At 61.6% G+C, this 26,700-nt stretch carries 20 protein-coding genes and 2 pseudogenes; 8 read left to right on the top strand and 14 right to left on the bottom strand.

Annotation, left to right across the window (positions count from 1 at the left end; translation table 11 throughout):
• Window positions 1-270 precede the first annotated feature (270 nt).
• The 5 genes and pseudogenes from ACREXZ_RS29355 to ACREXZ_RS29335 form a co-directional block, all read right to left on the bottom strand.
• Window positions 271-503 (bottom strand): annotated as a pseudogene (locus ACREXZ_RS29355) (PAAR domain-containing protein).
• Window positions 504-1,201: 698 nt separating this feature from the next.
• Complete coding sequence (gene cydB, locus ACREXZ_RS29350) at window positions 1,202-2,209, bottom strand: cytochrome d ubiquinol oxidase subunit II (protein ID WP_431767642.1); 1,008 nt, start codon at window positions 2,207-2,209, stop codon at window positions 1,202-1,204.
• Between the two features lie 4 nt (window positions 2,210-2,213).
• A complete protein-coding gene (locus ACREXZ_RS29345; protein WP_431767641.1) occupies window positions 2,214-3,602 on the bottom strand; it encodes a cytochrome ubiquinol oxidase subunit I in 1,389 nt (462 codons plus the stop codon).
• 56 nt (window positions 3,603-3,658) lie between these two features.
• Window positions 3,659-5,932 carry an FdhF/YdeP family oxidoreductase gene (locus ACREXZ_RS29340; RefSeq protein WP_431767640.1) on the bottom strand — a complete coding sequence of 758 codons (2,274 nt, stop codon included), beginning with the start codon at window positions 5,930-5,932 and terminating at the stop codon, window positions 3,659-3,661.
• 519 nt (window positions 5,933-6,451) lie between these two features.
• Window positions 6,452-6,832, bottom strand: a complete 381-nt coding sequence (locus ACREXZ_RS29335) for a TraR/DksA family transcriptional regulator (RefSeq protein ID WP_431767639.1) — start codon at window positions 6,830-6,832, stop codon at window positions 6,452-6,454.
• A 285-nt stretch (window positions 6,833-7,117) separates the two neighbouring features.
• Between ACREXZ_RS29335 and ACREXZ_RS29330 the strand changes: the two genes are divergently transcribed.
• The 3 genes from ACREXZ_RS29330 (at window position 7,118) to ACREXZ_RS29320 (ending at window position 10,774) form a co-directional block, all read left to right on the top strand.
• Window positions 7,118-7,435 carry a DUF6566 family protein gene (locus ACREXZ_RS29330; protein WP_431767638.1) on the top strand — a complete coding sequence of 106 codons (318 nt, stop codon included), beginning with the start codon at window positions 7,118-7,120 and terminating at the stop codon, window positions 7,433-7,435.
• A 449-nt stretch (window positions 7,436-7,884) separates the two neighbouring features.
• Window positions 7,885-9,999, top strand: a complete 2,115-nt coding sequence (locus tag ACREXZ_RS29325) for a phosphocholine-specific phospholipase C (protein WP_431767637.1) — start codon at window positions 7,885-7,887, stop codon at window positions 9,997-9,999.
• Window positions 10,000-10,297: 298 nt separating this feature from the next.
• Complete coding sequence (locus ACREXZ_RS29320; protein ID WP_431767636.1) at window positions 10,298-10,774, top strand: TerB family tellurite resistance protein; 477 nt, start codon at window positions 10,298-10,300, stop codon at window positions 10,772-10,774.
• Here the strand turns inward: ACREXZ_RS29320 and ACREXZ_RS29315 are convergent.
• The 3 genes and pseudogenes from ACREXZ_RS29315 to ACREXZ_RS29305 form a co-directional block, all read right to left on the bottom strand.
• Window positions 10,732-10,827: pseudogene (locus tag ACREXZ_RS29315) on the bottom strand (LysR family transcriptional regulator); the annotation flags it as partial. The gene ACREXZ_RS29320 and the pseudogene ACREXZ_RS29315 sit on opposite strands and share 43 nt — an antisense overlap.
• A gap of 247 nt (window positions 10,828-11,074) precedes the next feature.
• A complete protein-coding gene (locus ACREXZ_RS29310) occupies window positions 11,075-12,214 on the bottom strand; it encodes a porin (protein ID WP_431767635.1) in 1,140 nt (379 codons plus the stop codon).
• Window positions 12,215-12,594: 380 nt separating this feature from the next.
• Window positions 12,595-13,515 (bottom strand): DeoR/GlpR family DNA-binding transcription regulator, encoded by a 921-nt coding sequence (locus ACREXZ_RS29305; RefSeq protein WP_431767643.1) that lies wholly within the window; start codon window positions 13,513-13,515, stop codon window positions 12,595-12,597.
• A gap of 16 nt (window positions 13,516-13,531) precedes the next feature.
• Here ACREXZ_RS29305 and ACREXZ_RS29300 point away from each other — a divergent pair, with 16 nt between their 5' ends.
• The 3 genes from ACREXZ_RS29300 (at window position 13,532) to ACREXZ_RS29290 (ending at window position 16,862) form a co-directional block, all read left to right on the top strand.
• Complete coding sequence (locus tag ACREXZ_RS29300; protein ID WP_431767634.1) at window positions 13,532-14,563, top strand: glycoside hydrolase family 3 N-terminal domain-containing protein; 1,032 nt, start codon at window positions 13,532-13,534, stop codon at window positions 14,561-14,563.
• Between the two features lie 18 nt (window positions 14,564-14,581).
• Complete coding sequence (locus tag ACREXZ_RS29295) at window positions 14,582-15,628, top strand: glycoside hydrolase family 3 N-terminal domain-containing protein (protein ID WP_431767633.1); 1,047 nt, start codon at window positions 14,582-14,584, stop codon at window positions 15,626-15,628.
• An 82-nt stretch (window positions 15,629-15,710) separates the two neighbouring features.
• Window positions 15,711-16,862, top strand: a complete 1,152-nt coding sequence (locus ACREXZ_RS29290; RefSeq protein ID WP_431767632.1) for an MFS transporter — start codon at window positions 15,711-15,713, stop codon at window positions 16,860-16,862.
• A gap of 30 nt (window positions 16,863-16,892) precedes the next feature.
• Here ACREXZ_RS29290 and ACREXZ_RS29285 read toward each other — a convergent pair whose 3' ends face one another.
• Together ACREXZ_RS29285 and ACREXZ_RS29280 are read right to left on the bottom strand one after the other, a co-directional pair.
• Entirely contained in the window at window positions 16,893-18,362 is a 1,470-nt protein-coding gene (locus ACREXZ_RS29285) for an alpha/beta fold hydrolase (protein ID WP_431767631.1), read from the bottom strand.
• Window positions 18,363-18,413: 51 nt separating this feature from the next.
• Entirely contained in the window at window positions 18,414-19,295 is an 882-nt protein-coding gene (locus tag ACREXZ_RS29280) for an SMP-30/gluconolactonase/LRE family protein (RefSeq protein ID WP_431767630.1), read from the bottom strand.
• A 188-nt stretch (window positions 19,296-19,483) separates the two neighbouring features.
• Here ACREXZ_RS29280 and ACREXZ_RS29275 point away from each other — a divergent pair, with 188 nt between their 5' ends.
• On the top strand, window positions 19,484-20,422 hold the full coding sequence (locus ACREXZ_RS29275; RefSeq protein WP_431767629.1) for a LysR family transcriptional regulator: 939 nt from the start codon (window positions 19,484-19,486) through the stop codon (window positions 20,420-20,422).
• Window positions 20,423-20,511: 89 nt separating this feature from the next.
• Window positions 20,512-21,429 carry a LysR family transcriptional regulator gene (locus tag ACREXZ_RS29270; protein ID WP_431767628.1) on the top strand — a complete coding sequence of 306 codons (918 nt, stop codon included), beginning with the start codon at window positions 20,512-20,514 and terminating at the stop codon, window positions 21,427-21,429.
• Window positions 21,430-21,462: 33 nt separating this feature from the next.
• On the opposite strand, the gene ACREXZ_RS29265 is transcribed toward ACREXZ_RS29270, so the two are convergent.
• From ACREXZ_RS29265 to ACREXZ_RS29250, 4 genes are all read right to left on the bottom strand, one after another.
• Window positions 21,463-21,957, bottom strand: coding sequence for a hypothetical protein (locus ACREXZ_RS29265; protein ID WP_431767627.1), 495 nt, complete (start codon window positions 21,955-21,957; stop codon window positions 21,463-21,465).
• A gap of 138 nt (window positions 21,958-22,095) precedes the next feature.
• A complete protein-coding gene (locus tag ACREXZ_RS29260; RefSeq protein ID WP_431767626.1) occupies window positions 22,096-23,136 on the bottom strand; it encodes a fimbrial protein in 1,041 nt (346 codons plus the stop codon).
• Entirely contained in the window at window positions 23,133-25,778 is a 2,646-nt protein-coding gene (locus ACREXZ_RS29255) for a fimbria/pilus outer membrane usher protein (protein WP_431767625.1), read from the bottom strand. Before ACREXZ_RS29255 ends, ACREXZ_RS29260 begins: the two co-directional genes overlap by 4 nt.
• Before the next feature lie 132 nt (window positions 25,779-25,910).
• A complete protein-coding gene (locus ACREXZ_RS29250; protein WP_431767624.1) occupies window positions 25,911-26,642 on the bottom strand; it encodes a fimbrial biogenesis chaperone in 732 nt (243 codons plus the stop codon).
• Between the last annotated feature and the right edge of the window lie 58 nt (window positions 26,643-26,700).

Below are 26,700 nucleotides of genomic sequence, written 5' to 3'. Positions count from 1 at the left end.
GTCATCGTGCTGTCCTCGAACTCCCAGGTTCTAAATCAGATCGAATTTCTTTCTGGGAGTTCTACGAATCCCCGATCGCAAGCGAATCCTTGATGCTTCCGGCTTCGCTACGTTTTGCAGGGCCGACGATTTAGTGTCGTGGCCCGATATTTCGCGCGCTAAGTGCCGACCAACAGCTACACGCAGTTCGTCCTGTCCAGGAAGAACAGATCGAAAATCCAACGCTGCCCACTCCGTCGAGGGCAAACGCCAGTCCTGTCACAGTCGCAGTCAGGTCAGGCTCGAAGTCAGATGGGAGTCCCACGTAGCCCGATGACCGTGCCACGCGATCGGGATGCCGCCGTCCGTCATCGATGTATCGTCTTCCTCGATCACGTTCGGCGATACGTCGGAATGCCGCAGGCACGATACCTTATGGCCCTGCGCGCTACGAAACGACCGACGTAACGCCTCGCGCTGGAACCATGAAGCAGGGTCCCATGGAGTCCGATCGCCTTGCGTATACATGTGCGTATATACAGGCTCTTATTTTATATTTTCTCATTTATAATCAATGTCTTGGATATAATATTCGAGTCCTCTCCTGGCACCAGAAAGATAGATTCAGGTTATCTGCTGGATGAAGTTCATGGAAAAGCCCGCCTTGCGGGCTTTTTGCTTTTGGGACGCCTGGAAAATGCTCGCGTCCCACGCCAGGCCGGCGTCGAATGAGTACGTTTTCGAACTCCAGCAAACTTCCTCACGGCGCAGTCTCTTGAACACCGTCGTTCGCCCGGGATTGTCGGGGCCTTGCGTGCGCGTGCCATACTACTTCCGTGACTTCAGCACATTTCGCACGAGGCCCAGTCGTGTACGGTCCGGGATCCGGAGCGTACACGATCGGGAATTCAGGGGGAACCTGACGATGAAGCGCCAACCATCAGATCGCCGTCACGGCTTTCTGCACGACCTGAAGTGGATAGTCATCCTCTGGTGCGTCGGAGTCGGCGCCACCGCAATCCTTGTCCTTCCATTCCATTTTCTTGTAGCAACGATGATGCGGAAATAGCCGCGTTATCTCTGCTGGCGACCAGCGTGTGCCCGGAGTCGACGAGACAGACCTGGCTTCGTTGGCCTCGCGGATGATTTCTACGCCTCGAGGCACAAGGTTCGTGAATCCGGATAGCGCGCCAGGTGACACGCCGATACTTCGCCGTCACCCTCAGTGGTAACCGGCATCCCCTTCCCGCACCTTGCCCCGGAATACCCGATACTGCATGACGTTGTAGACGAGAATGACCGGCAGCACGATCAGGGTGCCCACAAGTGCGAACAACTGGCTCGAGTGACTCGACGAGGCTTCCCAGATTGTCAGGGACGGCGGAACGATGTTCGGCCAGATGCTGATGAGCAAACCGCTGTAGCCGAGGAAGCACAGCGCGAGGGTGAGAAGGAAAGGCGCCGCTTCATGCCGCAATCGCAGCGAGCGGAAGATGCCACACACACATCCGACGACAAGGATCGGCACCGGCACGAACCAGCCGAGATTGCCGCTTCCGAACCATCGATGTGCAACGGCCGGCAAACCGACCACCGTCCATAGACTGACGATGGCCATCACCCCGAGCAGGACGCTCACGAGTGGCCGCATCACCTCGCGAATCTTGCGCTGCAACTCGCCATCTGTCTTCAGGATGAGCCATCCACAGCCGAGCGTCGCATACGTGAAGAGCACGCCGATCCCGCAAAACAGGCTGAACGGCGAGAACCAGTCGAACGGATCGCCGGCGAACCGGCCATCGACGATCTTGATGCCTTGCAGCAGCGACCCCAGCACGATGCCCTGGCAGAGCCCCGCGAGCGCAGAGCCGCCGATGAAGGCGAGGTCCCACGCGTGCTGGGTCCTGACCGCCTTGGCACGCAGTTCGAAGGCCGCCCCGCGGAAGATCAGGCCGATGACCATCAGGATCAGCGGCATGTAGTTCGCTGGCAGCAGCGTCGAATAGGCCCCTGGAAATGCCCCGTAAAGCCCGGCGCCACCCAGCACCAGGAACGTTTCGTTACCGTCCCAGACCGGCGCGATGGTATTGACCATCACTTGCCGGTCGCCTTTCTCTTCGAAGAATGGAAACAGCAGCCCGATGCCGAGATCGAACCCGTCCAGCATCACGTAGATGAAAACGCCGAGGCCGATGATCGCGGCCCACACAACAGGGAGATCGATTTGCACGGCGTCACTCTCCTTCCAGTGCGTCGAGCGGCCGGTTACGCAAGACCGGATGCCTGCCGGACTCGCGGTGCTCGATATGCTCTTCCGGTCCCTGCCGCATCATCTTCATCATGTAGTAGAAACCCATGCCGAACACCAGGAAATAGACCAGCACGAAGATCAGCAAGGACACGCCCGCTTGCTGCGAACCGATCGGTGAAACAGAGTCCGCGGTACGCAGGACACCGTAGACCGTCCAGGGTTGGCGGCCGACCTCCGTCGTTATCCAGCCCGCCAATAGCGCCACGATTCCCGAAGGCCCCATCCATAGAACGAAACGCTGATACCACCGGGTCTCGTAAAGACGGCCGCGCACTCTCAACAGCAATCCAAGCAGCGCAGTCAATAGCATCAACATGCCGAGACCCGCCATGATCCGGAACGTCCAGAACACGATCGGCGAATACGGGCGGTCCTGGGGAGGAAAGTCCTTCAGGCCGCGGATTTCTCCATCCCAGCTATGCGTCAGGATGAGGCTGCCCAGATGCGGTATCTGGATCGTGTAACGCGTCACTTCTGCGTTCATGTCGGGCAGACCGACCAGGTTCAGCGCGGTGCCGCCGTGCTCGGTTTCCCACAGGCCTTCGATTGCCGCGATCTTGGCCGGCTGATATTGACGTGTGTTGAGGCCATGCGCATCGCCAACGACGATCTGTATCGGTGTCAGGAAAAGCAGAATCCACAGCGCCATCGAAAAACTACGCTTGACCGGTTTGTCGCGCCGGCCCTTCAACAGATGCCACGCGCCGCAAGCCGCAACGATGAACCCCGCGACGATGAACGCGGCAATGGTCATATGCGCGAGGCGATACGGAAACGACGGGTTGAAAATCACTTTCATCCAGTCGACCGGTACGATCCGGCCATGCTCAATGGCGAATCCTTGCGGCGTCTGCATGAAGCTATTCGATGCGAGGATCCAGAAAGTGGAAATGAGCGTGCCCGCCGCAACCATGAGCGTTGCAAAGAAGTGTGCGCGTGGACTGACGCGTTGCCAGCCAAACAGCATGACGCCGAGAAAGCCAGCCTCGAGAAAGAATGCTGTCAGCACTTCATAGGTCAGGAGCGGTCCCGTGATGTTGCCGGCGAAGCTGGAAAATCCGCTCCAGTTGGTGCCGAACTCGTAGGCCATCACCACACCCGAGACCACGCCCATTCCGAAGCCGACCGCGAAGATCTTCGACCAGAACAGAAACATGTCCTTGTAGGCAACGTCGCCGGTCAGCAGAAAACGCCATTCCAGCACAGCGAGGAAACTGGCCATGCCGATGCTGATCGCGGGAAAAATAATATGAAACGAAACCGTGAACGCAAACTGCAACCTGGCGAGGTGGAGCGCATCGAAGATTTGCATGTCAGTCAATTACTCCGTGAGATCACCGCTGGACAGACTAGCGCGCTCTGCCAGAATTAAACCCCCGTTGAGCGGACGACACGAACCGGTACGGACTTGTATGACGGCGTGCCGCTTTCCTTGTCAATGTAGTCGAGCGGCACCAGAACATTTGCTTCCGGGTAGTAAGCACCGACCGAACCTGGCGCGATGTCGTAGGCGATCGCCGTGATCTTCGCGAGGCGAAGTTGCCGGCCAGGCACGGCCGTCTCGATGTCGACCAGATCCCCATGTTCGAGTCCGCATGCGGCGAGATCGGCCTCGTTCATGAACAGCACGTCACGCCGGCCGAATACACCCCGGTAACGATCGTCGAGCGCATAGATGGTGGTGTTGTACTGGTCATGGCTGCGCAGTGTCACGAGGCGCAGTACGTCGTCGCCATCCACTTGTGCGTCTTCCTTCACGCCGTGGTACACCGAGAACATCGCCTTGCCGGTCGGCGTCGGGAAAACGCGCTCGGTCGGCGGCAGCGGCATGCGGAAGCCGCCCGGCACGCGGATGCGTGTGTTGTAACTCTCGAAGCCCGGAATCGTCTTTTCGATCAGGTCGCGGATCCTGTCGTAATCGGCGATCAGCTCCATCCAGTTGACCTTGCTGTCCGGGAGTGTCGCATGGGCGATGCCGGCCACGATTGCAGGCTCCGAGCGCAGAAACCCGGACGCGGGCGTGAGCTTGCCGGCCGACGCGTGGACCATCGACATCGAATCCTCGACGGTGATCGACTGGCCCATGCCGTTCTGCATGTCGAGTTCGGTGCGGCCGATCACCGGCAGGATGTATGTTTCCTTCGCGACCAGCAGGTGCGAGCGATTCAGCTTGGTGCCGAGATGCACACTCAGATCGAGTGCCTTCATCGCCGGAAAGCACTGGTCCGAATCCGGCAGCGCGACCGCGAAGTTGCCCCCGAGGCACAGCAGCGCCTTCGACTTGCCCGCGATCATCGCCTGCATGGCCGCGACTGCGTCATGGCCATGCTCCGCGGGTGGCTTGAAGCCGAATACCTCTTCGATCTTCGCGAGGAATGCTGCCGACGGTTTCTCGGTGATGCCAACCGTGCGGTTGCCTTGCACGTTCGAGTGGCCGCGCAGCGGGCAGATACCGCCACCTTCCCTGCCCATGTTGCCGCGCAACAGCAGCAGGTCGCAGATCAGGCGAACGTTCGCGGTGCCCTTGTTGTGCTGCGTGACGCCCATTCCGTAAGTGATGATCGTCGACTTCGCTTTCGCGTACGCGCCGGCGACGCCCGCGAGCGCCTCGCGGGTCAGGCCGCTTTCCGCTTCGATGTCTTGCCAGGAGGTGGCCTCGATATCCGCGACGAGCGCGTCGATGCCTTCCGTATACGTGTCGATGAACTCGCGGTCGAGCACGTCGCCGCGCTCGGCATCGAGCGCGAGCACCGCCTTGATCACGCCCTTGAGCGCGGCCGCGTCGCCGCCCGCTTTCAACTGCATGTAGGTCGACGCGATTCGCGTTGAGCCGAAGGTCGCCATCTGTAGCATGGCCTGCGGATCCTGGAAGCGTTCCAGCGCGCGCTCGCGAAGCGGATTGAACACGATGATCGGGACACCGCGACGCGAAGCTTCCCACAGCGTGCCCATCATCCGCGGGTGGTTGGTGCCCGGGTTGTGGCCGATCGAGATGATCAGGTCAGTCTTGTCGAAGTCGTCGAGCGACACCGTGCCCTTGCCGATGCCAATCGATTGCGGCAAGCCGACGCTGGTCGGTTCGTGGCACATGTTCGAACAATCCGGGAAATTGTTCGAGCCGTATTCCCGTGCGAACAATTGATAGAGATAGGCGGCCTCGTTCGAGGCCCGGCCGGACGTATAGAACTCGACCTGGTCGGGCGCCAACCCGCGCAGGATTTCACCGATGCGGCCGAACGCTGCCTCCCATTCGACGGCCCGGAACGTGTCCGTGGCACGATCATAGACGAGCGGATGCGTGAGCCGGCCCATATCCTCCAGTTCGAAATCCGATCGTTCCAGCAGCGACGACACCGTGTTGGCCGCGAAGAACTCCGGGTGTACCCGTTTGGTCGTGGCTTCCCAGGTGACCGCTTTGGCACCGTTTTCGCAGAACTGGAAGGTGGACCTGTGCTCCTTGTCCGGCCACGCGCAACCCGGACAATCGAAGCCGTCAGGCTGATTGGTCCGCAGCAACGTGAGTGGAGCCTTGATGCTCTCCATTTGCAGCCGGATGGCTTGCGATGTCGCTTTGAGCGCCCCCCAACCACCAGCCGGGTCGTCATATTCCCGAATACCAGGCACTTCGCGTCGATTCGTCATGTGTGGCTCCATGAACTGCCCCAGGAGACCTGGAGACTGTCCTGCCTGGGGTTACGCCGTGTCACGGCGTAAGGTCTGGATATGGCTCAGTCCAGGATCGATAAGGATTTCCGCTCGCCATTCTGAACAACGGTCACACGGGCAACGGCGGGACGGGCGTTACAGAGTTCGCAAAGGGCGGGCATCGGGAGTCACCTTTATCAGTTAGCGCATCCAGCTTCATCAAAGGTTATAGACGCGTTCGTGTGAATTGCGAAGGCTCGGAATCTGCCACGCGTCATATCCGAGGGCCGTGCATGCGGATGGATGCTTCGCTGCTCAGTGCTATCGACGCCTGCATGGCTGTGTCAGCACGGTTCGCGTGGCCGCACCGTAAGTTGTGGCGCGGGATCTCCCCCTGTCTGCTTTCGGCGAGTGATGCCCGGGACTCCAGACCTGCTCATTGCCACGGCGAACGAGGTGGCCTCATGGACGTCGATCCAGGGCGTCGCCGATGAAGGGCGTTCGGCGCCCTGCTGTTTACTTGCCAGCCTCGCGGCGCCCCTGCTCCTCAACGGTGTAGATAGCCTCCGGCATGGCCTCGAGCCGGGCTTTGGGTATCGGGTCGCCACTTTCGTCGGAGAGGCCGTAGGTGCCTTCATCGATTTTCTGGAGCGCGCGCTGGATATCGCCAATGCGCTGGTCGTTCACATTGCGAAGCGACTGGTTGATCTCGTCCTGTGCCATACCCTGCGCATCGTCCTCGAACTCCCTGGCCTCATCGCCATGCTGCTCCTGGGAAGTGCGCTCGTCCTCGATGGTATTTTCCTCGCCGCCCAGCAGTTCACGGCGCAGCGCCTCGAGACGTGTGCGCTGCTGCGCGATGAACGCATCACTCAAGTCACCCTGTTGATCCGGCATAGCTCTCTCCCTTACCTTGAAGTGCTCTATTCGCTCCAGTCGGCATAGCTTCGGCAGCTATGCAGCCCACTCCTGAAATGCACGGTCATTGGCCTCTAGCTCCTTCAGATTAATGTAGAAATCGACTTCCTGCATGTCGAACACCTCATGCAAGTTCAGGTTTCAATGGATAGCCATGGGTGAAACGCCGCCGCCTCACGGCATTCACGTGCAATTTCCCTGTGCTGCAATGCTGCACGATGGCGCATGATTGAGCCGCCGTTACGAACGTTAAAGGAGAACCCGATGTCAGCCAACACTACCTCTTATGGAGAGTTTGAGATCGTCGTATTTCCTGAGACCAACGAACTCGGCGCCTGGGTCGCGAGTGTCAGCCTGAAAAACAGCGAGGGAAAGGTGCTCTATCTTCGTCCCATGACCATTCAACCCGAATGGCTGACTGAAGAAGAAGCGATTAGAGACGCGGTCGAATGGGGTCGCCGGTTCATCGATCGCGAGTTCAACACGCCGCCGTCACGCTCATGGGTCACCGAACGTGCCCGTGCGGAAGTCTGGTTCCGTGACGCGGAAGAAAAGGCGCACGGCCCTGACATCAGCACCTGAATCCCGCACCGCCCAGGATCCGGCCACTGTCCTGTGAGCCGCAACGATCGTCTCCAATGTCCCTCCGGTGATCAGCGACGTGGCGAGGCCTACCCTGGCCAGTGCGATTTTTCGCATAGATTTCGCATAGACACTGACCTGTAACTTACTGAAATTATTGTCGCAGCGACGTCGCATCGTGATGTCACGACAGCGCACGTCCATACGATATTTTCATCTCAAAAATGATGTTCAAGGAGGAACTCATGCAGACGCGGGCATTCCGGCTTTTCACACTCGTCGGCCTACTAATGATGACGACACTCATTGGCGCGTGTGGTGCCGACATCTCGTCAGACCCGCCGAAGGCAGCGTGCGGTAACACCACCATCGCCACGGCTCGCATGAGCTGCCCGCCGGGCTCCGTCCCGCCCGCATCCTGATATTCGAATTCAGCCTGGAACCCACGCATGAGCCCCAAAACCCGTCGCGATTTTTTGAAGCTGTCAGCCGGACTGGCCGGTGCGACAGCCGCCACCACCCTGTTTCCCGAATCGATCCGCAAGGCGCTGGCAATCGAGCCGAATTCAGTCACCGGTACGATCCAGGATGTCCAGCACATCGTCGTCTTCATGCAGGAGAACCGTTCGTTCGACCATTACCTCGGTCATCTGAGTGGCGTGCGCGGCTATAACGACCGCTTCCCCGTCACATTACCGAATGGCCAACCGGTATGGTTCCAGCCGCGCCAGGAGGACCCGACGAAAGTGATCGCACCGTTTCGATACGACACGACCAATCCGGATGTCAACGCGCAATGTATCGGTGGCCTGCCTCACACGTGGAGCACGACACACGGTGCGATCGACAACGGCCGCGCCGATAGGTGGGCGATACAGAAGACCAACATGACGATGGGCTATCACGTGCGCGCGGACATTCCGTTCCACTACGCGCTCGCCGATGCCTTCACGGTCTGCGATCACTATTTCTGTTCGATTCCGGGCAACACCCATCCGAACCGCATGTACCTGATGACCGGCATGGTCGATCCGAAGGCAACGGGCGGCGGCCCGCTGCTCGACAACACCGACTTCATCGACAACCAGTTCGACAGCATCAAGCTGCAGCCTTTCAACTGGACCACGTATCCCGAGCGCCTGGAAGCGGCCGGTATCTCCTGGCAGATCTACCAGCAGGGTACCGGGTTTGACAATTTCACCGGCAACTACGGTACGAACATGCTGGCCAGTTTCCAGAATTTCGTGAACGCGCCGACCGGCTCGTCGCTGTACAACCGTGGGATGAGTACGCGTACGCTCACGCAACTGAAGGCCGACGTACAGGCCAATGCGTTACCGCAAGTGTCGTGGCTGCTGCCGCCCGCGGCCTATTCGGAACATCCGAAGTTCACGCCGCTCTACGGAGCCAACTACATCTCGACGATCCTCGATGCGCTGACGTCGAATCCCGACGTCTGGAGCAAGACCGTCCTCTTCATCATGTACGACGAGAACGACGGCCTGTTCGATCATATGGTGCCGCCGCAGGCGCCGACATTGCCCGGCTCAGGTCTAAGCACCGCCGACATCTCGCTCGAGCGCCACGATGTCGTCACCGCGACGCAGGCGAGCACCTACACCGCCGACAACCTGCCGTACGGCCTCGGGCCGCGCGTGCCGATGACGGTCGTGTCGCCGTGGTCGAAGGGAGGCTTCGTCTGCTCGCAGGTGTTCGATCACACCTCGGTGCTGCAATTCATCGAAAAAAGGTTCGGCGTGATCGAAAGCAACATCTCGCCGTGGCGCCGTGCGATCTGCGGCGATCTCACATCGGCGCTGGACTTCTCCAGGTCGGACCCTGCTGTGCCGGCGCTACCGAACACCCAGTCCTATGTCGCCCAGGCGGACCTGCAGTGCGCGCGCTCAACTGCGCAAGGCGCGCCTGCCAGTACCGCCCAGCAGGTCGTCACCGCTCAGGAGTCCGGGACGCGGCCCGCGCGCGCACTGCCCTACGAACTGCATGTGAACGGTCAGCTGCAGGCGCAAGGGTATGCGCTGACGTTTGCCAATACCAGCACACAGGGTGCGCATTTCTGGGTGTACACCGGCGACCCGACTGCGATGCCGCGCCGCTACACCGTTGAAGCCGGCAAGCAGCTAACCGATACGTGGGCCTTCGATTCGACCGGCAATTACATGGTCAACGTCTACGGGTCGAACGGTTATTTCCGGCGCTTCTCGGGTTCGTCGAGTGCGGATGCCAATGCGAAACCCGAGGTCGTGACCTGCTACGACGTCGCCAACGGCGATGTTTATCTCACGCTCGCCAACGCAGGCGCGGCAGCGCTGACGATCACCGCGACCGACCTCGCATACGGTCAGCCGGCGCGCACGCTAAGCGTGCCGCCGGGCAAGACCGTAGAAGCGCACTGGGACCTGTCGTGTAGCAGCCAGTGGTACGACCTGCAGTTAACCATCGCAGGGAACGCAAACTGGGTGCGTCGCATCGCAGGACATGTCGAAACAGGGAGGACCAGTATTACCGACCCGGCCGCAATCGCGCCGGTGACAAAGCCGATTTAGGTCTTTGGGGGCTACCGGAATCCCCTCTGGGAGATCAATCTTCGGGTTTCAGTTCAATTGACTGACGTGTACTATTTTTTGCTCTGCCGGCATGTTTCTGCGATTCGACGCGTTCCGCGATCCCGGTGACCGCCTGCTTGAGGAACTGCAGGAACATGCCCAACCGCGCAGGTGGCAGACTAGAAGTTCGGTTTTCCCGAACCTTCACTTCCAGATTCCCTGATTTTTCCGATCGGTCCCATCGCGGACACTGAGTGCTCTTCAACACTGCGGAGTACCTCCGCGAACGGAATCCATCATGCGAACCTATTCCCGCAACAGCCCGCAAGCCGCCGCGCGCATCGTCGCGCTCGTCCTGATCGCGGACGGCCACGTCGACCGATGTGAGGATGCGGTGCTCGAGAAACTCCACATCGACCGCGAGCTTGGTCTCGCGCCCGCCGAGTTCGCCCAGATTATCCAGAGTCTGTGCGAAGACCGCTCGATTGCACACACGCCGTCCATGCCAGTGGCCGCGCATGCCGACAGCGCGACCCTCGACAGACTACTGGCAGAAATCGACAACCCCGTCCTGCGCCGCAAGACCATCCGTCTGTGCGTTGCAGTCGCGGCCGCAGACGACTTTCTGGCCGACGGCGAAATCGCAACGCTCGCGGCCATACTGACCGCATGGGCACCGCAACCGAAGCCCGCCATGCCATCGCGAACCGCGTGGTCGCACACCCAGCACACTCAGGCTCGTGCAGCGGCCACCACCCGTGAAGCGAGCGCGTGATGCTGGCCTCGCCGCGAACGAATCGCATGGACCTCTTCGGACACGCCATTCGCGTCGGGACGACTATGACGAACGCGATCGCCGCCATGAAAGCAGCCATAGGTACGACGATAGTCGTTCGGGGCATCGTGGGTACAGGAAGAAGCGCTCGTTGTTCGACATGTTCGACTTCGATTGATGTCGGTCGCGGTCAAAGGTGCGTCGGCGTAGCGAAGGATTGCTACGCTGACGCCCTCTTCGGCACAGGCCGCAGACTGTCGAGGGCAAGTGCACACGTGCAAACGCAGCCGCAATGCGAGATCAGAAATGTTGAGTCATAGCGATCCGGTAAACCATCTGATTGCCCGTCGACGACAGATCGTCGGCTCCCACGATATGTGCTGCATCGAGATCCGTCCCGGTCTTGCCGTTTGTATGCTGCCACGCGCCTTCGACATAGATCACCGTTCGCTTGCTAAGGCTGTAGTTCAGCATCAGCGACACCTGGTGCCAGTTGGGGCTGCTGCCGCTCGCGGCGTCCTTCAGCGTTCCATGCGTGAAGGTATAGGCACCGATCAGCGACAAAGCAGGCTGGAAGAAATACTGGGCATTCACTTCCACGTTGTCGAACTTGAACGATTTCCAGTTGCGCGTGCCGATGTCCGGCGCGTAGCTCACGGCCGTCGGATCGTAGACGTCGGTGTGCGAATACGCGAGCGCCACGTTCGATCCATCGCCGAAGGTCCACTTCACGCCGGCATCGATGTTCTGTTGCGACGCCGCCGTGAACACCGCATCGCTGCCGACTGCACCGGATGCTGTCGTCCCGACGCCAGTCTGTTTCGAATACGCGAGCACGGCTGAAAACGGGCCGGCCGCGTAGGTACCGCCCGCGCTATACGCACGATTGGCCCCGAAGTTCGTCGCATTGCTCAGACCGATGACCGCCTCTGCCTGGAAACCGTGCAGCGTCGGCGACAGGTACTTCACCGAGTTGTTGAAACGATAGTCGTAGTCGGCGTTATCGTTGTCGAATGGATGCGCAGCGAAATCGCCGATCGTGTTGCCAGCGGCAGTATAGGAACTCCACATGTCGACGGGCGCATCGTACTGACGCCCGAGCGTCACCGTGCCGAGCCGTTGCGAAGACAGCTCCACGAATGCCTGACGACCAAACAGTCGGCCACCCTCGTTGAGCGCGCCGTTGTTCAGATTGACGCCATTTTCTAGCGTGAAAATGGCGCTCAGTCCACCGCCGAGATCTTCTGTGCCTTTCAGTCCAAAACTCGTCTCCGACGTATCGCCGCTCACCATCGAAAATGCGTGATGTCCCGCGGCATTCGACGTGAAGTTCAATCCTTCGTCGAGCACCCCGTATAACGTCACGCTACTCTGCGCGTGGGCCTGCACCGCGAAAACGGTGGCGCCGAACATCGCGGCTTTGGCAAGGCAGGATTTCATTCCGTCAACTCCCTATCTATTAGTTTTACCCATCCAGGTAGCCGGTTTCTGGAGAGATCGCCGACATGAAACAGGTTGAGCGTGCGGCAGCACCGACCCGATGACCCCGTACGAAAGTCCAGCACCGCGATTCGTTGGGTCTCCCTGTTTGAGGCGCAGTATTTGCACCCAATATTCACGACTCAATTTCGCAAACGCCTTTTATCTGGCGCAGTTCGACGCACGCGTTGCGTCACTGCAGCGGCGTGCCGAACGGTTGCGTTCCATGGTGGGGATACGGACGAAAAAAAGCGCATCGGTCGTGCGACCGATGCGCTGGTTCAAACCGATCTACGCGGATCTAATCAATACGGTGCGATGAATACACGGATAGCCGGCTTTCAACCGCCAGGCGCAATCACCACGTCGATACCCGCGTCGCGCAGCGAAGCAAGTCGTTCTTCCGGCGCGTCGTGCTCCACAACCACGGTGCCGACCTGCTCGCTGGAAGCCACCGCATAGCGCGCGATGCTCGAGAGCTTTTCGCTCGTGACGGCGAGCGACACATGACCGCTGCGCGCGATCGCGGCGCGCTTGAACTCCGCGTCGTCGAACTCGAATACGCTTAAGCCCTCGCGGGCATCGAGCGCGCAGACGCCGAGAAAGCACTGATCGAAGTACATCTGCTGCAACTGCTGCACAGCCGTGACACCTAACGCGCCGCCCGTCGCCGGATTGATGCGACCGCCCAGCAAGATCACTTCTTTCGATGCCATCAACACCTGAGCGATGGCCGGAGAATTGGTCGCGACGGTCAAGGCGAGATTGGGATCGATCAAGCGCGCGATCGCCAGGTTCGTGGTCCCGGCATCGAGAAAGACACACTGGCCAGCGCGCATTAACGCGGCCCCGCCACGTCCCAGCGCGTCTTTTGCGTCGGTGTTCTCGACGGAGCGCCGCGCGATATCCCCACCTGCGGGCGACACGACCACGGCTCCACCGTACACGCGCTTGCAGACTCCTGCGGCCACAAGATCACCGAGATCGCGGCGGATGGTGTGTTCCGACACGCCGAATTCCTCGGCCAGTTCGACGGCCAGAACACGGCCGCGCTCGGCCAGTCTTGCACGGATGCGCTGTTGCCGCTCCTCCGGAAACGCTGTTTGAGTGAGCATTGACGCCTCCTGTAAACGAGCTATACTGATCAATATCGAGCAATATATTGCATTAAATTCAGCCTGATCGCAATGCCGCAGATTCCGTGCGGCAGCGCTCGACGCACAGCCCGGCCGGCTTTGCAGACCTCCTGTTCCGTCAATCACCGCCAAAGGATTTGCCGTGTCGAACGATTTAAGCCGCGATGCCTATGCCGTGCTACTGCCCGCTTTCGCCGGGCTCACCTTCGATGACCCTACCCGTCGTTTCCTCGATTCGGGCGGCGTGTCGGTGTTGCTGGGCGAATCACGCGAAGAGTACGTCAACCGGAGCATGAGCGCGGCGCGGCGTCAGGCTGAGAGCGCGCAGCAATTCCGCCGTCTTGCCGATGAAGCGGCCGCGCGCGCCGGCCAGCCACCCCTCGTCGCTGTCGATCAGGAACTGGGCGGCATTCTACGGCTTCACACGCTAGTGCCGCCGCTTCCCAGCGCAGAAGAAGTACACCTTCTTGAAACGAGCAATATCGAGCATCATTGCCGGGTGATGGCGGCCGCCGCGCGTGCGCTCGGCGTCAACCTGTTCCTCGCGCCGATCGTCGATGTCGTCACCGGTCCGAACCCGTGGCTACATGGCCGCGCGCTCGGCGCGAATCCGCAGGAAGTGAGCCGCATTGCATGCGCGTACGTGCGCGGCGTGCAAGCCGCTAGCGTGGCCGCTACGGCCAAACATTTTCCCGGCCACGCCGTCACGGAGAACGATCCGGCACTGCTCGAAGCACACGTGCCGGACGTGCCGCACGCGCTTCAGACGGGACTCGATGTGTTCAAGGACGTGATCGCGAGCGATGTCAAAGCCGTGATGACCGGACCCGCGCTAATCCCCACACTCGACACACTAGAGTCCGCCTCGACCTCGAGAGCCGTGCTCGATCTGCTGCGCAACCAGCTCGGCTTCAACGGTCTTGTAATCAGCGACGATCTTGACGCGCCGTCCATCCTGCGTGGCCGGCGTGTCGAAGACACAGCTGTCGCCGCACTCGCGGCGGGCGCGCACCTGCTGCTGGTATCGAGCGAAGCCGGGCTCGACAGCATCGCGGCGGCGATCGTCGACGCAGTCGAACGTGGCGTTCTCGATCACGCGCACGTGACCGAAGCCGCACGCAAAGTGCGCGCCCTCGCCCGCGAGCTCCATGTCGAGCCCGCGAACGCACGCTAACCCTCACACGTCTTTTCCATGAACGATCTTTCGATTCAGGCGCACGGCGTGCTGTTTCCCGTGCTGACCCAACTGCATCTCGGTGAACCCGTCGAGCGTTTTCTCGACAACGGCGGCAAGAGCCTGCTCTTCGGCGAAGACGCCGATGAGTACGTCAGCGGGCAGATGAACGCGGCGCGGCTGAAACATGAAACGCTCGACCGCTGGCACGCATTGATCGACTCCGCTACGCGGCGCGCAGGTCCGCTGCTGACCGCGGCCGATGCCGATATCTCTGCGGTTCATCGTCTGCAAGGTGTGGCTCCCGCGTTGCCCAGCGCGGTGCAGGCGGCCGCGATGAGCGCCGATGAACTCGAGACGCTGTGCCTGCGAACCGCACGCGTCATCAAGGACGCCGGCATCAATCTCGTGCTGTCGCCGACCGCGGACATCGTCACCGGTCCGAATGTGTGGCTCGCAGGCCGCACGCTTGCCGACGATCCCGAGAGCGCCGCGCGCATCGTCCGCGCGTACGTGAGCGGTGTGCGCCGCGCAGGCGTCGCGACGACGCTCAAGCATTTCCCCGGGCATCCGGAACTGTCGCGCCATCCCGCCAGCGAGGAAGCCGAAGTGAGCTTGCCGCTCGACCGGTTGCGCGCGTTGTGGGCGCCGTTCAAGGCGGGCATCGAAGCGGGTGCCGAAGCGGTGATGATGGGCCCGGCTATTTTCAATGCGGTGCAACCGTCGGTCGCCGCATCGATCTCGCCGGACCTGATCGCACTGCTGCGTGGCGAGCTGAATTTTCGTGGGCTCGTGATGACCTGCGATCTCGATCACAAAGCGACGTTGCGTGATGCGACGCCGGGCGATGCGGCCGTGGTCGCATTGAACGCCGGTGCAGATCTGTTGCTGCTCTCGCCACGCTCGGTGCCGGCGATCGCGCAGATCGTCGCGGCGATCGTGATCGCGGTCGAGACCGGCCGTCTGCCGGCCGCACGTCTCGCGGCGGCCGCGGCGGCGGTGATCCGGCGCACCGGGACCCGGAATCCGGGTCTCAGCACCAGCCTCAACGCCAGCGGCAGCTAAGCGAAAAAGCGCGATGAAGCATCGCGACATGGCAACCCGCTCTTAAAGGCGGTCTGCCCTCACCCTATTCGCGTGGAGCCCCATGCAAGCCGTCACTACCCTCGCCGACCACCACGCGCTGCAGCGCCGTCAGATCGCAACCCGCGTGGTGTTCTTCATCGCCGGTTTCGGCAAGGCCGCCTGGGCGCCGCTCGTGCCGTTTGCGAAGGCACGACTCGGCGTCGACGACGGAACACTCGGCCTGCTGCTGTTATGCCTGGGCGCGGGCTCGATCGTGAGCATGCCGTTCACCGGCGCGCTCGCCGGCCGCATCGGATGCCGGACCGTGATTGTATTGTCCGCGCTGTTGCTGTGCGTGGGCCTGCCGTTACTCGCATCGGTCGACGGCATGCCGTGGTTCGTCGTTACGCTGATCGTGTTCGGCGCGGCGGCCGGCTCCATCGACGTCGCGATGAACATTCACGCGATTGCCGTCGAGCGGCAAGGCAACCGCCCCGTGATGTCCGGCTTTCACGGTCTCTACAGTGTCGGCGGCATGGCCGGCGCGGCAGGAGCGACCGCGCTGCTCGGGCTCGGCGCGACGCCGTTCGTGGAAACGCTATGCGTGGCCGGCGCGATGTTCGTAGCTTTGCTGTATGCGTTCCCGAATCTGCTTGCCGACGGCGAGGCAACCAGCGGCCCCGTGTTCGTGCGACCGCACGGCATCGTGCTGCTGATCGGCGCGCTCGCCTTCAGCGTGTTCCTGACCGAGGGCGCGGTCCTCGACTGGAGCGGCGTTTTTCTGACCTCCATTCGCGGCATGGCGCCATCGTATGCAGGTCTCGGCTACGCGGCTTTCGCGTTGACGATGACGCTCGGTCGCCTCTCGGGCGATCGTATCGTCCAGCGATTCGGCAATCTGCGCGTGATCGGTCTCGGCGCACTGTGTGCCGCGCTCGGCTTCGGCATCGCCACCCTCGCACCGTCCTGGCCGTTCACGCTGTTCGGCTATGCGCTGGTCGGCGCGGGCTGCTCGAACATCGCACCGGTGCTGTTCACCAGTGCCGGAAGGCAAACGCTAATGCCGCATCAACTCGCGGTCTCGGCAATCACGACGCTCGGTTACGCGGGCATTCTCGCGGGACCCGCGGCCATCGGTTTCATCTCGCATATGACCAGTCTGACGACTGCATTTCTTTGCGTCACCGTGTTGCTGCTCGGCGTGTCGGCAAGCGCGCGTTTTCTGCGGGTCTAGTTTCTCCTCCCTTGCCCCAAGCATCGCGACTTACATCGGCGGCTTGACGCCGTTCTTCTCGACCACCACGCTGGCTGCGCTGATTTGCCCATGGTCGCTGGGGACCGCGATCACGAACACCGCGGCGCCCGGCTTGAGATCGGCAGCGGTCGCCGGGGCGAACGTGACCACCGGCGCGGACTTCGGCACCGAGACGATAAACGTCTTGTCGCCATAGCTCACGTTGAGGTCGCGGGCGTCGGGTTTCCCGGTCACCGACGTTACCGACGTGACCGTGGCAGCCGTCATGGTGCCTCCGGGCGTCAGGTCCCACGCGTAGTGCCCTTCTCCGGTGCCGCGGCGCTCCTCCCGATACACCATGACCTCCGCGGCCTCCACGCCACTTACCGTCGACGTTCCGGCCGCGCCGACATAGGCGCCAGGCTTGATCGCAGCGACATCGAAGGGCTTGACTGCGGCGAACCGGGTCCGGTCTCCCACCACCAGTTTCAGATGCGTGCCCTCGCGGGTCAACACCGTGAACGCGTGGCCGTCGACCGATTCAATCTGGCCTCGAACATGCGTTGCCGCGAAGAACTGATTGATCTGCCGGGCAATATCGACGTGGTCTTCCTCCAGCGCGAAGTGACCTGTGTCGTAGTAGTGAACAGACGCATCGGGCACTTCCTGTTTCACCGCTTCAGCGCCTGCCGCGAGAAAGATCGGATCGTTCTTGCCCCACACGACGAGTGTCCGCGGCTGATAAGTGCGCAGGTAAGACTGCCACGCCGGAAACAAGGCCACGTTGGTCGGAATGTTGAGTTGCAGGTCGGTCATGATCCGACGGCTATCGGGATTCGCGAGCGCGACCGCATCGTTCGTCCATGCATCGGGATTGAGCGCCGCGGGATTGCGCGCGCCATGCTGATAGAGCAGCAGCGCAGTCGCGAGCGATACGTGGCTTTCGGCCAACGCGCGCTTCTCCGGCGTGATCTCGCCTGAGATCGCGTCGTCACGCTTGCGCCGCGCGGGATCGACGCCTGCTTCGGAGATGATCGCATTCTGAAAAATGAGTCCGGAGATCCAGTCCGGATGATCCACGGCCATGCGCATACCCACGGGTCCGCCGAAGTCGGTCATATAAACGATGAGATGCGGATCGCCGAGACTTGCGACAAATTTTTCGATGATCGTCGTCACGTTGTCGAACGTGGGGGTGAACTTGTCTGCCGGAGGGGCATCGCTATAGCCCATGCCTGGATAGTCGGGGGCCACGACGTGGAAGTTGTCGGATATCAACGGGATCAGGTCCCTGAACTCGTGAGACGACGACGGAAAGCCGTGAAGCAGCAGCAGAGTCGGCTTCGATTTATCGCCCGCTTCTCTGTAGAAAATCTTGATGCCGTCGACGGTGGCGTAGTGGTACGACGCCTCGGCCGCCTGCGCACCGGCGCCGGAAAAGCCAAGCACCGATGCCGTAAGAACGCACACGGCAAGTCGCAAGAATCTGGCGTGCAACATGAACGATTTCCTTCTGGGTGAGTGGTATCGAGCGGGCGAAACGCAAGCCGCTCATTTATTCAACGGTAAGTTGGGCACCTTCAGAATCTCGCCGCGAGATCCTCCACCGGACGTGTCGTAGACCGCGGTCACGAAGACCGACTTGCCGTCGAGAGAGATGGCCAGATTGCTGTGGTGCGACGCAGGTAATTCGACCATTCGAATCAACCGGCCCTCCGATGAGAAAACGGCAAAGCCGCCGCCCCGATACAGCGCGACGTATACGTTTCCATAGCGGTCCATGCGCACGCCATCCGGTGTGAACGTCTGCGCTCCCGTACCCGCGAGCGCCTCGTCCAGCTTGATGAATTCTTTCCGGTCGCTCAGCGCGCCGTCCGCGGCGATGGCGTAACTCAACAGCCTGCTCGCCTGACTTTCGGCCAGATACAGGCGTTTCCCGTCGAGCGAGACAACGAGCCCGTTCGAGTAACGGATGTTCGACGCCACCTCTCGCACACGACGATCGGCGCCGCGGTAGTACACCTTGCCGGGCACCGTGTCGGATCCCGATGCCGTAAAGTACACGCCGCCCTTCTGGTCGGCGGAAAGATCGTTGGGATTGACGAACGGCTGCCCCTTGTCGTCCGACCGGATTGTGCCGATCAGTCGTCCGTCGAGCGCGATCTCGGCGATCGTGCCGCTGTCGTAACACGCAACCAGCAGATTGCTGCCGGTCTGAACGAGACCGTTCGCGCCGCAGCCGTCCTGATGCCACACCTTCTGGACTGCGCCGTCTGCCAGACGGAGCACATCCGAAGATCCGTAGTCGACGAAGACCAGCGTATTGCCAACGAACACCGTGCCCTCAGGAAACTGCAGGCCCGTCGCGACCGTCTCGACTTTGGCGGGTTCGGCGGCACTCGCGTGACCGACCGCAACGAGCAGTACCAGCACGCTCGTCGCGTGACGACAAAACGCTCGCAAAATCGATCGCCATCGCGCAAGCGACTGGGTCGTAAAGATTGAACGGATCATTGAATCGGTATTCCTCATGTCGAGGCTGCAAGCATGCAACCACGCATGGCTCCTGTAAAATTGATCCTTCAAGTCAGAAGCATTGATGCTGTCAATGGGGTGCCGTCATGCGATTCAACAAACTCGACCTGAACCAGCTGGTCGTCCTCGACGCGTTACTGGACACCCGCAGCGTGACCAAGGCCGCCCAGCGACTGTTTCTCGGCCAGTCCGCGACGAGTTCCGCGATGGCACGGTTGCGCGAATACTTCGACGATGAGTTACTGGTCAGAGTGGGCAAGACGCTGGTATTGACGCCGCGAGCCGAGGATCTGCGACGCCAGGTCCGCGACGTGTTGCAGCAGATCCAGGCCATGACGCATGGCAATTCGACCTTCGATCCGACCACGTCGGGCCGGAAGATCGTGATCGAAACATCGGACTACGTCATCAGCGTGTTTCTTGGGGAAGTTCTGAGGCGCGCGTCTCTAGAAGCGCCGCACATGCAGTTCAGCGTGCGTACCGCGGCAACACTGGGCGTCGTCCACCTGGAAAACGGCGAAATCGATCTGCTGATCACCCCGGACTTTCGTGCCGGACGAACGCAGCCGACCGAACCCCTGTTCGACGATTCGTGGTCATGCCTGACATGGGCGGAAAACGACCGGATCGGAGACACGCTCACGTTGAGCCAGTACCTCGAGTTGGGTCACGTGATCATGGAGTGGTCCGGCGGCGCGATCGTCACGTCGGACAGTCATGCCGCGGCGGCTCTCGGCTATGTCCGTCGCGCCGAAGTGACTGCGGAAACATTCCGGGTCGTTCCGCAGTTCCTGATCGGAACGCGCCGCATCGCGACGCTGCAGACCCGTCTGGCGACGATGCTACAGCGCGGCTCACCGTCGCTGACCGTCCTTCCTTGCCCCTTCCCCATTCCGAAGCTGGTCGAAGTCGTCCAGTACAACCGGCACCAGGAGCGCGACCCGGCGCTGCTGTGGTTCAGGCAGTTGATGCGGGACGTGGCGGCCGTCAACGACGAGGCGCACGTGACTGACGCGCATGCGTGAGTGTGATCAACGCGCGTATCGGCACGCGTTATCGGCACCGTCGCTGCGTGCTATGTTAGCGGACCACCCGATGCCCCCATGCAACGCCTATGAGATCGTCCAGCGAAAATCTCTCCAGCGGTATCAGCGTATTTGCTGCCGTCGTCGATTCGGGGACGTTCGCCGCCGCCTCCGAGCAGGTGGGTATGTCGCCACCTGGAGTGAGCCGCGCCATCGCCCGGCTCGAAAAGCGGCTGAAAATACGACTCTTCAATCGAACGACCCGCGCCGTTTCGCTGACTGAAGAAGGCCGGCGGTTCTATGAGCAGGTCATGCCGCATCTACGAGGCATGGAGGAAGCGGCCGCAGCCGCGACGGGTGGCGTCGGAACGGTACGCGGGAAGCTGCGGATCAATCTCGATCCGGTCTTTTCCCGACTCGTTTTAGGCCACAAGCTCGACGAATTCATGGATGCGCATCCTGAACTTCAACTCGAGTTCATTGCGAGAGATCAACTCGGCGACCTCGTCATGGACGGCTTCGACCTGGCCTTGCGATTCGGCGAACCGCATCCCTCGAGTCTGGTGGCGCGAAAGCTTCTGGACACCCCGGTCGTCACGGTTGCCGCGCCCTCCTATCTCGCTCGCCGGGGGCGTCCCACGGAACCCCAGGCGCTGGGTCGCGGTGAGCACAGGTGCCTCGAATTCCGCAACCCGGACACCGGGAAGCCGTATCCGTGGGAGTTTCATCGCAAGCGCAAAAAACTCGTTGTCGAGACGAACGGACGGTTGACGGTGAATGAACCGAGCGCGCTCGTCGACGCCTGCGTGGCCGGCTCCGGCATCGCGCAAATGCTTCTGCTCGTAGCCGGGCCATTGATCCGGGAGGGGCTGCTCGTCAACCTGTTTCCCGACTGGTCGGAGGAACGCTTCCCGCTCTACGCGTACCATCCGTCCCGGCATCACATGCCGACCAGGGCGAGGGTGTTCCTCGACTTTGTCGTCGCCTTGACGAGTACGGATTTGTAGATCGAAGCAGGATGCTGTCGGGACTAAAGGCGCCTACTGATAGCTGACCATCACCGTAACGGGCTCAGGCCGATGCGACTCCACTCGCGGGTCTATCGACAACGTAAGCGTGCCTTCGTTCTGCTTCAGGTAGTAGTCACGCGACTTTTGCCACGCGATCTGATGGCCTTTCGTGTCCACGAATCGCGTGACGACGTCACTGCGTGCGTCTGGACCGATGCTCACCGGTCCCGTGTCGTTCGCATAGAACGACACCGTGGCGGCCGGCTTGTCGGCGGCGAGTGTCGAGAATTTCACCGCGATCGCGTTGCCGGAAGTGCTCGTTGCCCCGACGAGCGACGAAGACACGCTCGACAAAGACGAAGCGTCGATGGAGTAAGGCGGCGCGACGATACGGCCATAGAACCGTATTTCCGACTCCGAACCGGAGGACGCCGCGTACGCGGAAACCTGAAGGCCGATTGATAACGCGATCGTCGAGAGTGCGACAAAACGCACTCGCCCTATCCGCCTGCCATGGTCTTTCATGACCACTCCGGTTGTTCAATATGACGACGAGAACACTGTTAATTTAGGTTAACGACGACAGAAGAACAATCTTTAGTCCGGGTGGTGCGATTTTGAGGTGCCGCTCGGTCTCCGCCTATTTCCGCTTGTTGCTCACGGCTACTGGTAACTCATCGTGAAGGTAGCCAGCCCCTTCACCGTCCCAGGCGTGACCGTTCCAGTCGAAATGTACTGCGCGGTCAGCGGAATGCTGGTGGTGCTGGCCGACGCGCCGACCAGCCACTGGTTCGTGTTGCCGGCTACCGCGGAGTCCGGTCCGTAGCTGACCGGCGATCCACCACTCTTCAGCACGCGTAGCTTCACGCCGGCCGCGGTCGAACCGCTCGCAAGCGTCAGGTTGCTGGTCGTATTACCGGGACTGGTCGCGTCGGTCAGCGTGACATAGACGTTGGCACCGGACTGGCAGGACAAACCGATGCTGAAGCTCTGGTTGCCGGCTGTCGTGCCCACCGTGCCCAGCACGCTGGCATTGACCGACGGCAGCGTCACGCTGACCGACGGCGTGGTCACGGTGCAAGTCGTCGCGACGATCGACGTGTTGTTGACCGAAATGGTCACGAGCGCCGGCGATGTCACGTTGATCGGGATGTTGTGACTGACCAGCGTGAACAGCTGCGGAATGTTGATCGCGCCGCCGCTCGTCACCTGCGCCGCGGTTTTGACCAGCTGATAGGTGAACGTGAAGGACCCGGTGAATGCCGTCGTGTTCGTGATCGGCGCACCGAAATCGTCCCAGCGGCCCACGCCCAGCGCCGACATGACCTTGTTGCTGTAGGTGACGTCGATCACCTTGATGCCGATCCCCGCGATGCCCGTATTCCAGACTCCCGCTACCGCGCTGACAGTCAGTTGGGGGTAATACTGGATGTACCAGCCGTTGTTGTACGGCGGCACCGTGCCCGGATTCGACGGGCAGTTGACCGACACCGTCGACGATTGCATCGAACCAATCGGGGTGCCGACCAGCGTGTCGCGCGGCACGGTGATGGTCCCGAAGCTGATCGCCGCGGAGCCGGTGATCGTGCATTGCAGCGCCGCGTTCGCAGGCGCACTGGCGCCCAGACCGAGCAGGCCGGCGACGCTCAACGTGGCGAGTGCCAGCCAGCGACGCGGCGTGACGCGTGGCAGAAAAGAAGTCATCGCAGGTTTCCTCCGGCGGGCATTGCCGCCGTTGTGTCGTTCGATGGATGGCTTGCATCCGAGGGGCTGCACACCGCGTCGAGGTGCGCATACGCACCCTTGTAGTCACCCTTCGGCGGCAGGCGATAGTCGAACCGGCACAGCTCGTCGGCGGCATCGCCCCACTTGACGGTCAGCGAGCCCTGATCGGCCACGCCGCGCACGAAGATCCGGCTGTTCTGGCCGATCGCTCCGACGTTCGCGTCCTTCGCGTCGTACACGCTGGCGCCGAACGGCAACAACGCGCCGTTGGGCAAATGCGCGGAGATCACGGCGGCCCGTCCGCTAACCGTACCGAAGCGGATCATCACGACCGAGTTCGCGCGCGGCGCAACCTGCTGGCTGGTCGAGCGGAATTCGACGTCGAGCGGGATCCCCTTCGGATCGATCTCGACGGTGTTGAGGCTATACGGCGTCAAATACGGAATCACCGCGTAACCGCTGCCGTCGATCCGCACGCCCGACGAGTTCGTGATGCGTGCGCCCTTCGCGTCTTTCGCTTCGACCACGCCAATCGTATCGCCGAGATCGTTCGCGAACGTCACGCCGCCCGGATGCGCGACGATCGCGCCGGTGATGCCACCCGACAGTTGCGAGAACCCGGAGCCGCCGCTCGCGCTCGCGGCGAGCGTCGCGTACGGGCTGCGGTACTGGCCGTTCGCGCCGCCGGTGGTCGAGCCCGGCGCGTGACCCGCGGTCACACCGTAAGTGAATTCGTTGTCCACGCCGGCGGAGCCGTTCAGCATCGCCTGCTCAGACGAGCCGCCCTGGTTGCTGTGCGTAAAGTTCGTCGACAGGGTTGGCGCGTGCTGTCCGTTGCCGAGCGGGATCGACACGCTTGCGAAGATCTGGTTATTCATCTGCCCGGTGAGGCCGTCGCGCTGCCGCGACAGCGACACGTTGTAGCTGAAGTTGGTGCCGAACGCACGCAGCACGTTGTTGTAGCCGATCTGGAACTGCGTCGTGGTGCCGGCGCGATTCCAGTAATCGAGTGTCGAGCCGACCACGTACGCATTACCCCAGCCGTTGCCGAAACTCTGGTTCATCGTCAGCTGGACCTGGTTGCGCTGGCGATCGACCGCGCTCGGATCCTGGCCGTCAGCGACGCGGTCGCGTGCGAGCATCGCGTCGCGCAGCGCCCAGAAACCGCTCGACGAATAGCGATAGGCGGCCACCGTGAAATTCGTGTTCGTGGTCGGGACCAGCTTGCTGTAGCTGATCCGTACGCTCTGGCCGGTGGTGTCCGTCAGGCCTCGAATGCTGGCACGCGCTTCGGTCAAGTCGACCGCCACCGCGCCCAGCGGCGTGTTGACCGCCGCGCCGATCAATCCCGCCAGATAACCCTGCGCGACGATCGTTCCCGCGTAGCCGGTCACGATGTTGTTGAAGCCGTGCTGCACGGTGCCCTGCAGCAGGTTGCTGTGCTCGTTGACCTGCGCATCGCGGAACTGGCCGACGGCGACATTGAAGCGCGTAATGCCCGGGCGCAGCAGCTGCGCAACCGATGCGTACGGGACCGAAAAACTGTGCTGACTGCCGTCGGCCTCCGTCACCGTCACGAGCAGGTTGCCGCCGTAACCGGTCGCATAGAGATCGTTGATCTCGAACGCACCCGGCGCGACGTTGGTTTCGTAGAGCTTGTTGCCGTTCTGCGTGACCGTCACGCGCGCATTGCTCGTCGCGATCCCGCGGATCAGCGGCGCGTAGCCGCGCAGCGAATCGGGCAGCATGCGATCGTCGCTCGCGAGTTCGACGCCGCGGATACCGATGCTGTCGAACACGGCGCCATCGGTGAACGCGTCGCCGATCGTCAGCTGGCTGCGGATCGACGGCAGATCGTGCTGCAGATAGGTCGCGATGTCCTGGTAGGAACGTGGCCCGTTCGACTGCCAGGTGATCGCCGAGTTTTGCCGGAAATGCCAGTTGCCGAAGTTGATTCCGCCGTTCAGTCCCAGGTAGGTCTGCGTGTTCGCCGAGCCTGAACCGCTCACATGGAACGAGTTGAGGTTGTAGCCGAGGGTTGCCGAGGTGACGCCCTCGTCCCAGAACTCCGGGCTCACGTAACCCTGCGGATTGCGCAGCAACGCGACCTGCGGAATGCTCAGATCGAGCCGCAGGTCCGACATATCGAACGACTGCGACGCCCCGTCGACCAGGTCGGCCACGTTCGCGCACTCGCCGGCCTGAGCCTTCGCGAGTTCGTCGTGTCCTTTCGCCGACAGCGTCGAAAAATTCAGACCGAGTCGCTCGATCAGCGTCCTGTCGAAACACGGTGTGGCGCTGGCACTCCCCGGCTGCGCGACAAAACGCACCGCGGTGTGGCCGACCCAGTTGCCGTTCACATAGAGATCGATCGTATATTCGCCCGGCAACACCGGATTGCCGTGCTCGAAGCGCGACACGTCGACGCTCTGCCCTTTGGGCCGCATCAGGAACTGGTCGTTGAACTGCACGTCGGCGAGCGTCGTCGCGCCGGAATTGGCCGCTGCAAACGCCGGCATCGCGCTCCACGCCGCCATCGCGCCGAGGATGACGGCGTGGCTGCGGCGGAGCGCGAACCGGTTCGTGGTACGCGGTCGAGGACACTGTTCTCGGGTACGCATGGCGTCTGCTTGCTGGTCTCGTCGCGCTGGCCGGCTGCGCGTGCGGTTAAAGTGGGTCCCGCTCCGGCCGGTTGGCTGAGGGCGTGACCTGTTTTTTGTCGTGAGTCGAAGCGAGGTGTTCTGCTGTCGGCGCTACGGTTTCACTCGCGCTTCGTATTTGCCCGTCGTACCCGCGCCGTAGTCGTTGATGAACGTGTAATCGACGCGTTGCGGCGCGCTATCAGGAGGTGCCGCGGAGCCGATATCGAAGTCCATCGTGGCGTCCGGATCGACCATGCCGCCCTTGTCGTTCTGCCACGTCGACGTGCCGTCGGTTGCAACGAGCTTGCTAAACGTCACGTGATACGCCGTCGGATTAGTGGCTTCGAGCACGTAGCTTCCGGTGTCCTTGTGCACGAACTTCCAGGTGACCTTCGAGGCTGCGTCGTTCGCATCTCCGGACAGGCCAGCCGGACGGAAAAACACCTTGATGCGCGAGCGGAATGCGAGTTGCAGCGAATTGGGCGTACCGGATGTCGTGCTTGCCGCGGCACGCGGCGGTACTTCGAGCACGTTGAGCCAGAACAGCGATTCCCTGTCCTGCGGCATCGCTTCCTGCGTGTAGATCAGACGCAGACTCTGCCCTTTCTTCGGATCGAGACGAAACAGCGGCGGCGACAGTGTGAACGGCACCTTCGATTCTTCCGGCATCGCGTTCGGATTGCCCGTGTCGAGCCACGCCTGGACCAGCGCCGGCGCATTGCCTTCGTTACTGAGTTTGATGGTGACTTCGCGTTCCTGCGCGGGATAGATCACACGCGTTCCGCTGATCACGACACCCGCGTGCGCACCGTTCGCACCCAGCGACAATGCGAAAACCAGCATCGCCGCACGCCATCTTTTTTGCGCCGTCATTTCGCAATCCGTGATTCCGTGGCGAATA

Origin of the sequence: Paraburkholderia sp. (assembly GCF_050742655.1) — a bacterium.
In the GTDB taxonomy this organism is placed as follows: domain Bacteria; phylum Pseudomonadota; class Gammaproteobacteria; order Burkholderiales; family Burkholderiaceae; genus Paraburkholderia.
Note: the sequence above shows the minus strand (reverse complement) of the source record. Positions and strands in the feature narration are given on the sequence as shown.

Coding starts and splice junctions, on each gene's coding strand:
- ACREXZ_RS29345 (WP_431767641.1), bottom strand. CDS start 3,602: ATGCAAATCTTCGATGCGCTCCACCTCGCCAGGTTGCAGTTTGCGTTC.
- ACREXZ_RS29340 (WP_431767640.1), bottom strand. CDS start 5,932: ATGACGAATCGACGCGAAGTGCCTGGTATTCGGGAATATGACGACCCG.
- ACREXZ_RS29335 (WP_431767639.1), bottom strand. CDS start 6,832: ATGCCGGATCAACAGGGTGACTTGAGTGATGCGTTCATCGCGCAGCAG.
- ACREXZ_RS29330 (WP_431767638.1), top strand. CDS start 7,118: ATGTCAGCCAACACTACCTCTTATGGAGAGTTTGAGATCGTCGTATTT.
- ACREXZ_RS29325 (WP_431767637.1), top strand. CDS start 7,885: ATGAGCCCCAAAACCCGTCGCGATTTTTTGAAGCTGTCAGCCGGACTG.
- ACREXZ_RS29320 (WP_431767636.1), top strand. CDS start 10,298: ATGCGAACCTATTCCCGCAACAGCCCGCAAGCCGCCGCGCGCATCGTC.
- ACREXZ_RS29310 (WP_431767635.1), bottom strand. CDS start 12,214: ATGAAATCCTGCCTTGCCAAAGCCGCGATGTTCGGCGCCACCGTTTTC.
- ACREXZ_RS29295 (WP_431767633.1), top strand. CDS start 14,582: ATGAACGATCTTTCGATTCAGGCGCACGGCGTGCTGTTTCCCGTGCTG.
- ACREXZ_RS29290 (WP_431767632.1), top strand. CDS start 15,711: ATGCAAGCCGTCACTACCCTCGCCGACCACCACGCGCTGCAGCGCCGT.
- ACREXZ_RS29285 (WP_431767631.1), bottom strand. CDS start 18,362: ATGTTGCACGCCAGATTCTTGCGACTTGCCGTGTGCGTTCTTACGGCA.
- ACREXZ_RS29275 (WP_431767629.1), top strand. CDS start 19,484: ATGCGATTCAACAAACTCGACCTGAACCAGCTGGTCGTCCTCGACGCG.
- ACREXZ_RS29270 (WP_431767628.1), top strand. CDS start 20,512: ATGAGATCGTCCAGCGAAAATCTCTCCAGCGGTATCAGCGTATTTGCT.
- ACREXZ_RS29265 (WP_431767627.1), bottom strand. CDS start 21,957: ATGAAAGACCATGGCAGGCGGATAGGGCGAGTGCGTTTTGTCGCACTC.
- ACREXZ_RS29260 (WP_431767626.1), bottom strand. CDS start 23,136: ATGACTTCTTTTCTGCCACGCGTCACGCCGCGTCGCTGGCTGGCACTC.
- ACREXZ_RS29255 (WP_431767625.1), bottom strand. CDS start 25,778: ATGCGTACCCGAGAACAGTGTCCTCGACCGCGTACCACGAACCGGTTC.
- ACREXZ_RS29250 (WP_431767624.1), bottom strand. CDS start 26,642: ATGCTGGTTTTCGCATTGTCGCTGGGTGCGAACGGTGCGCACGCGGGT.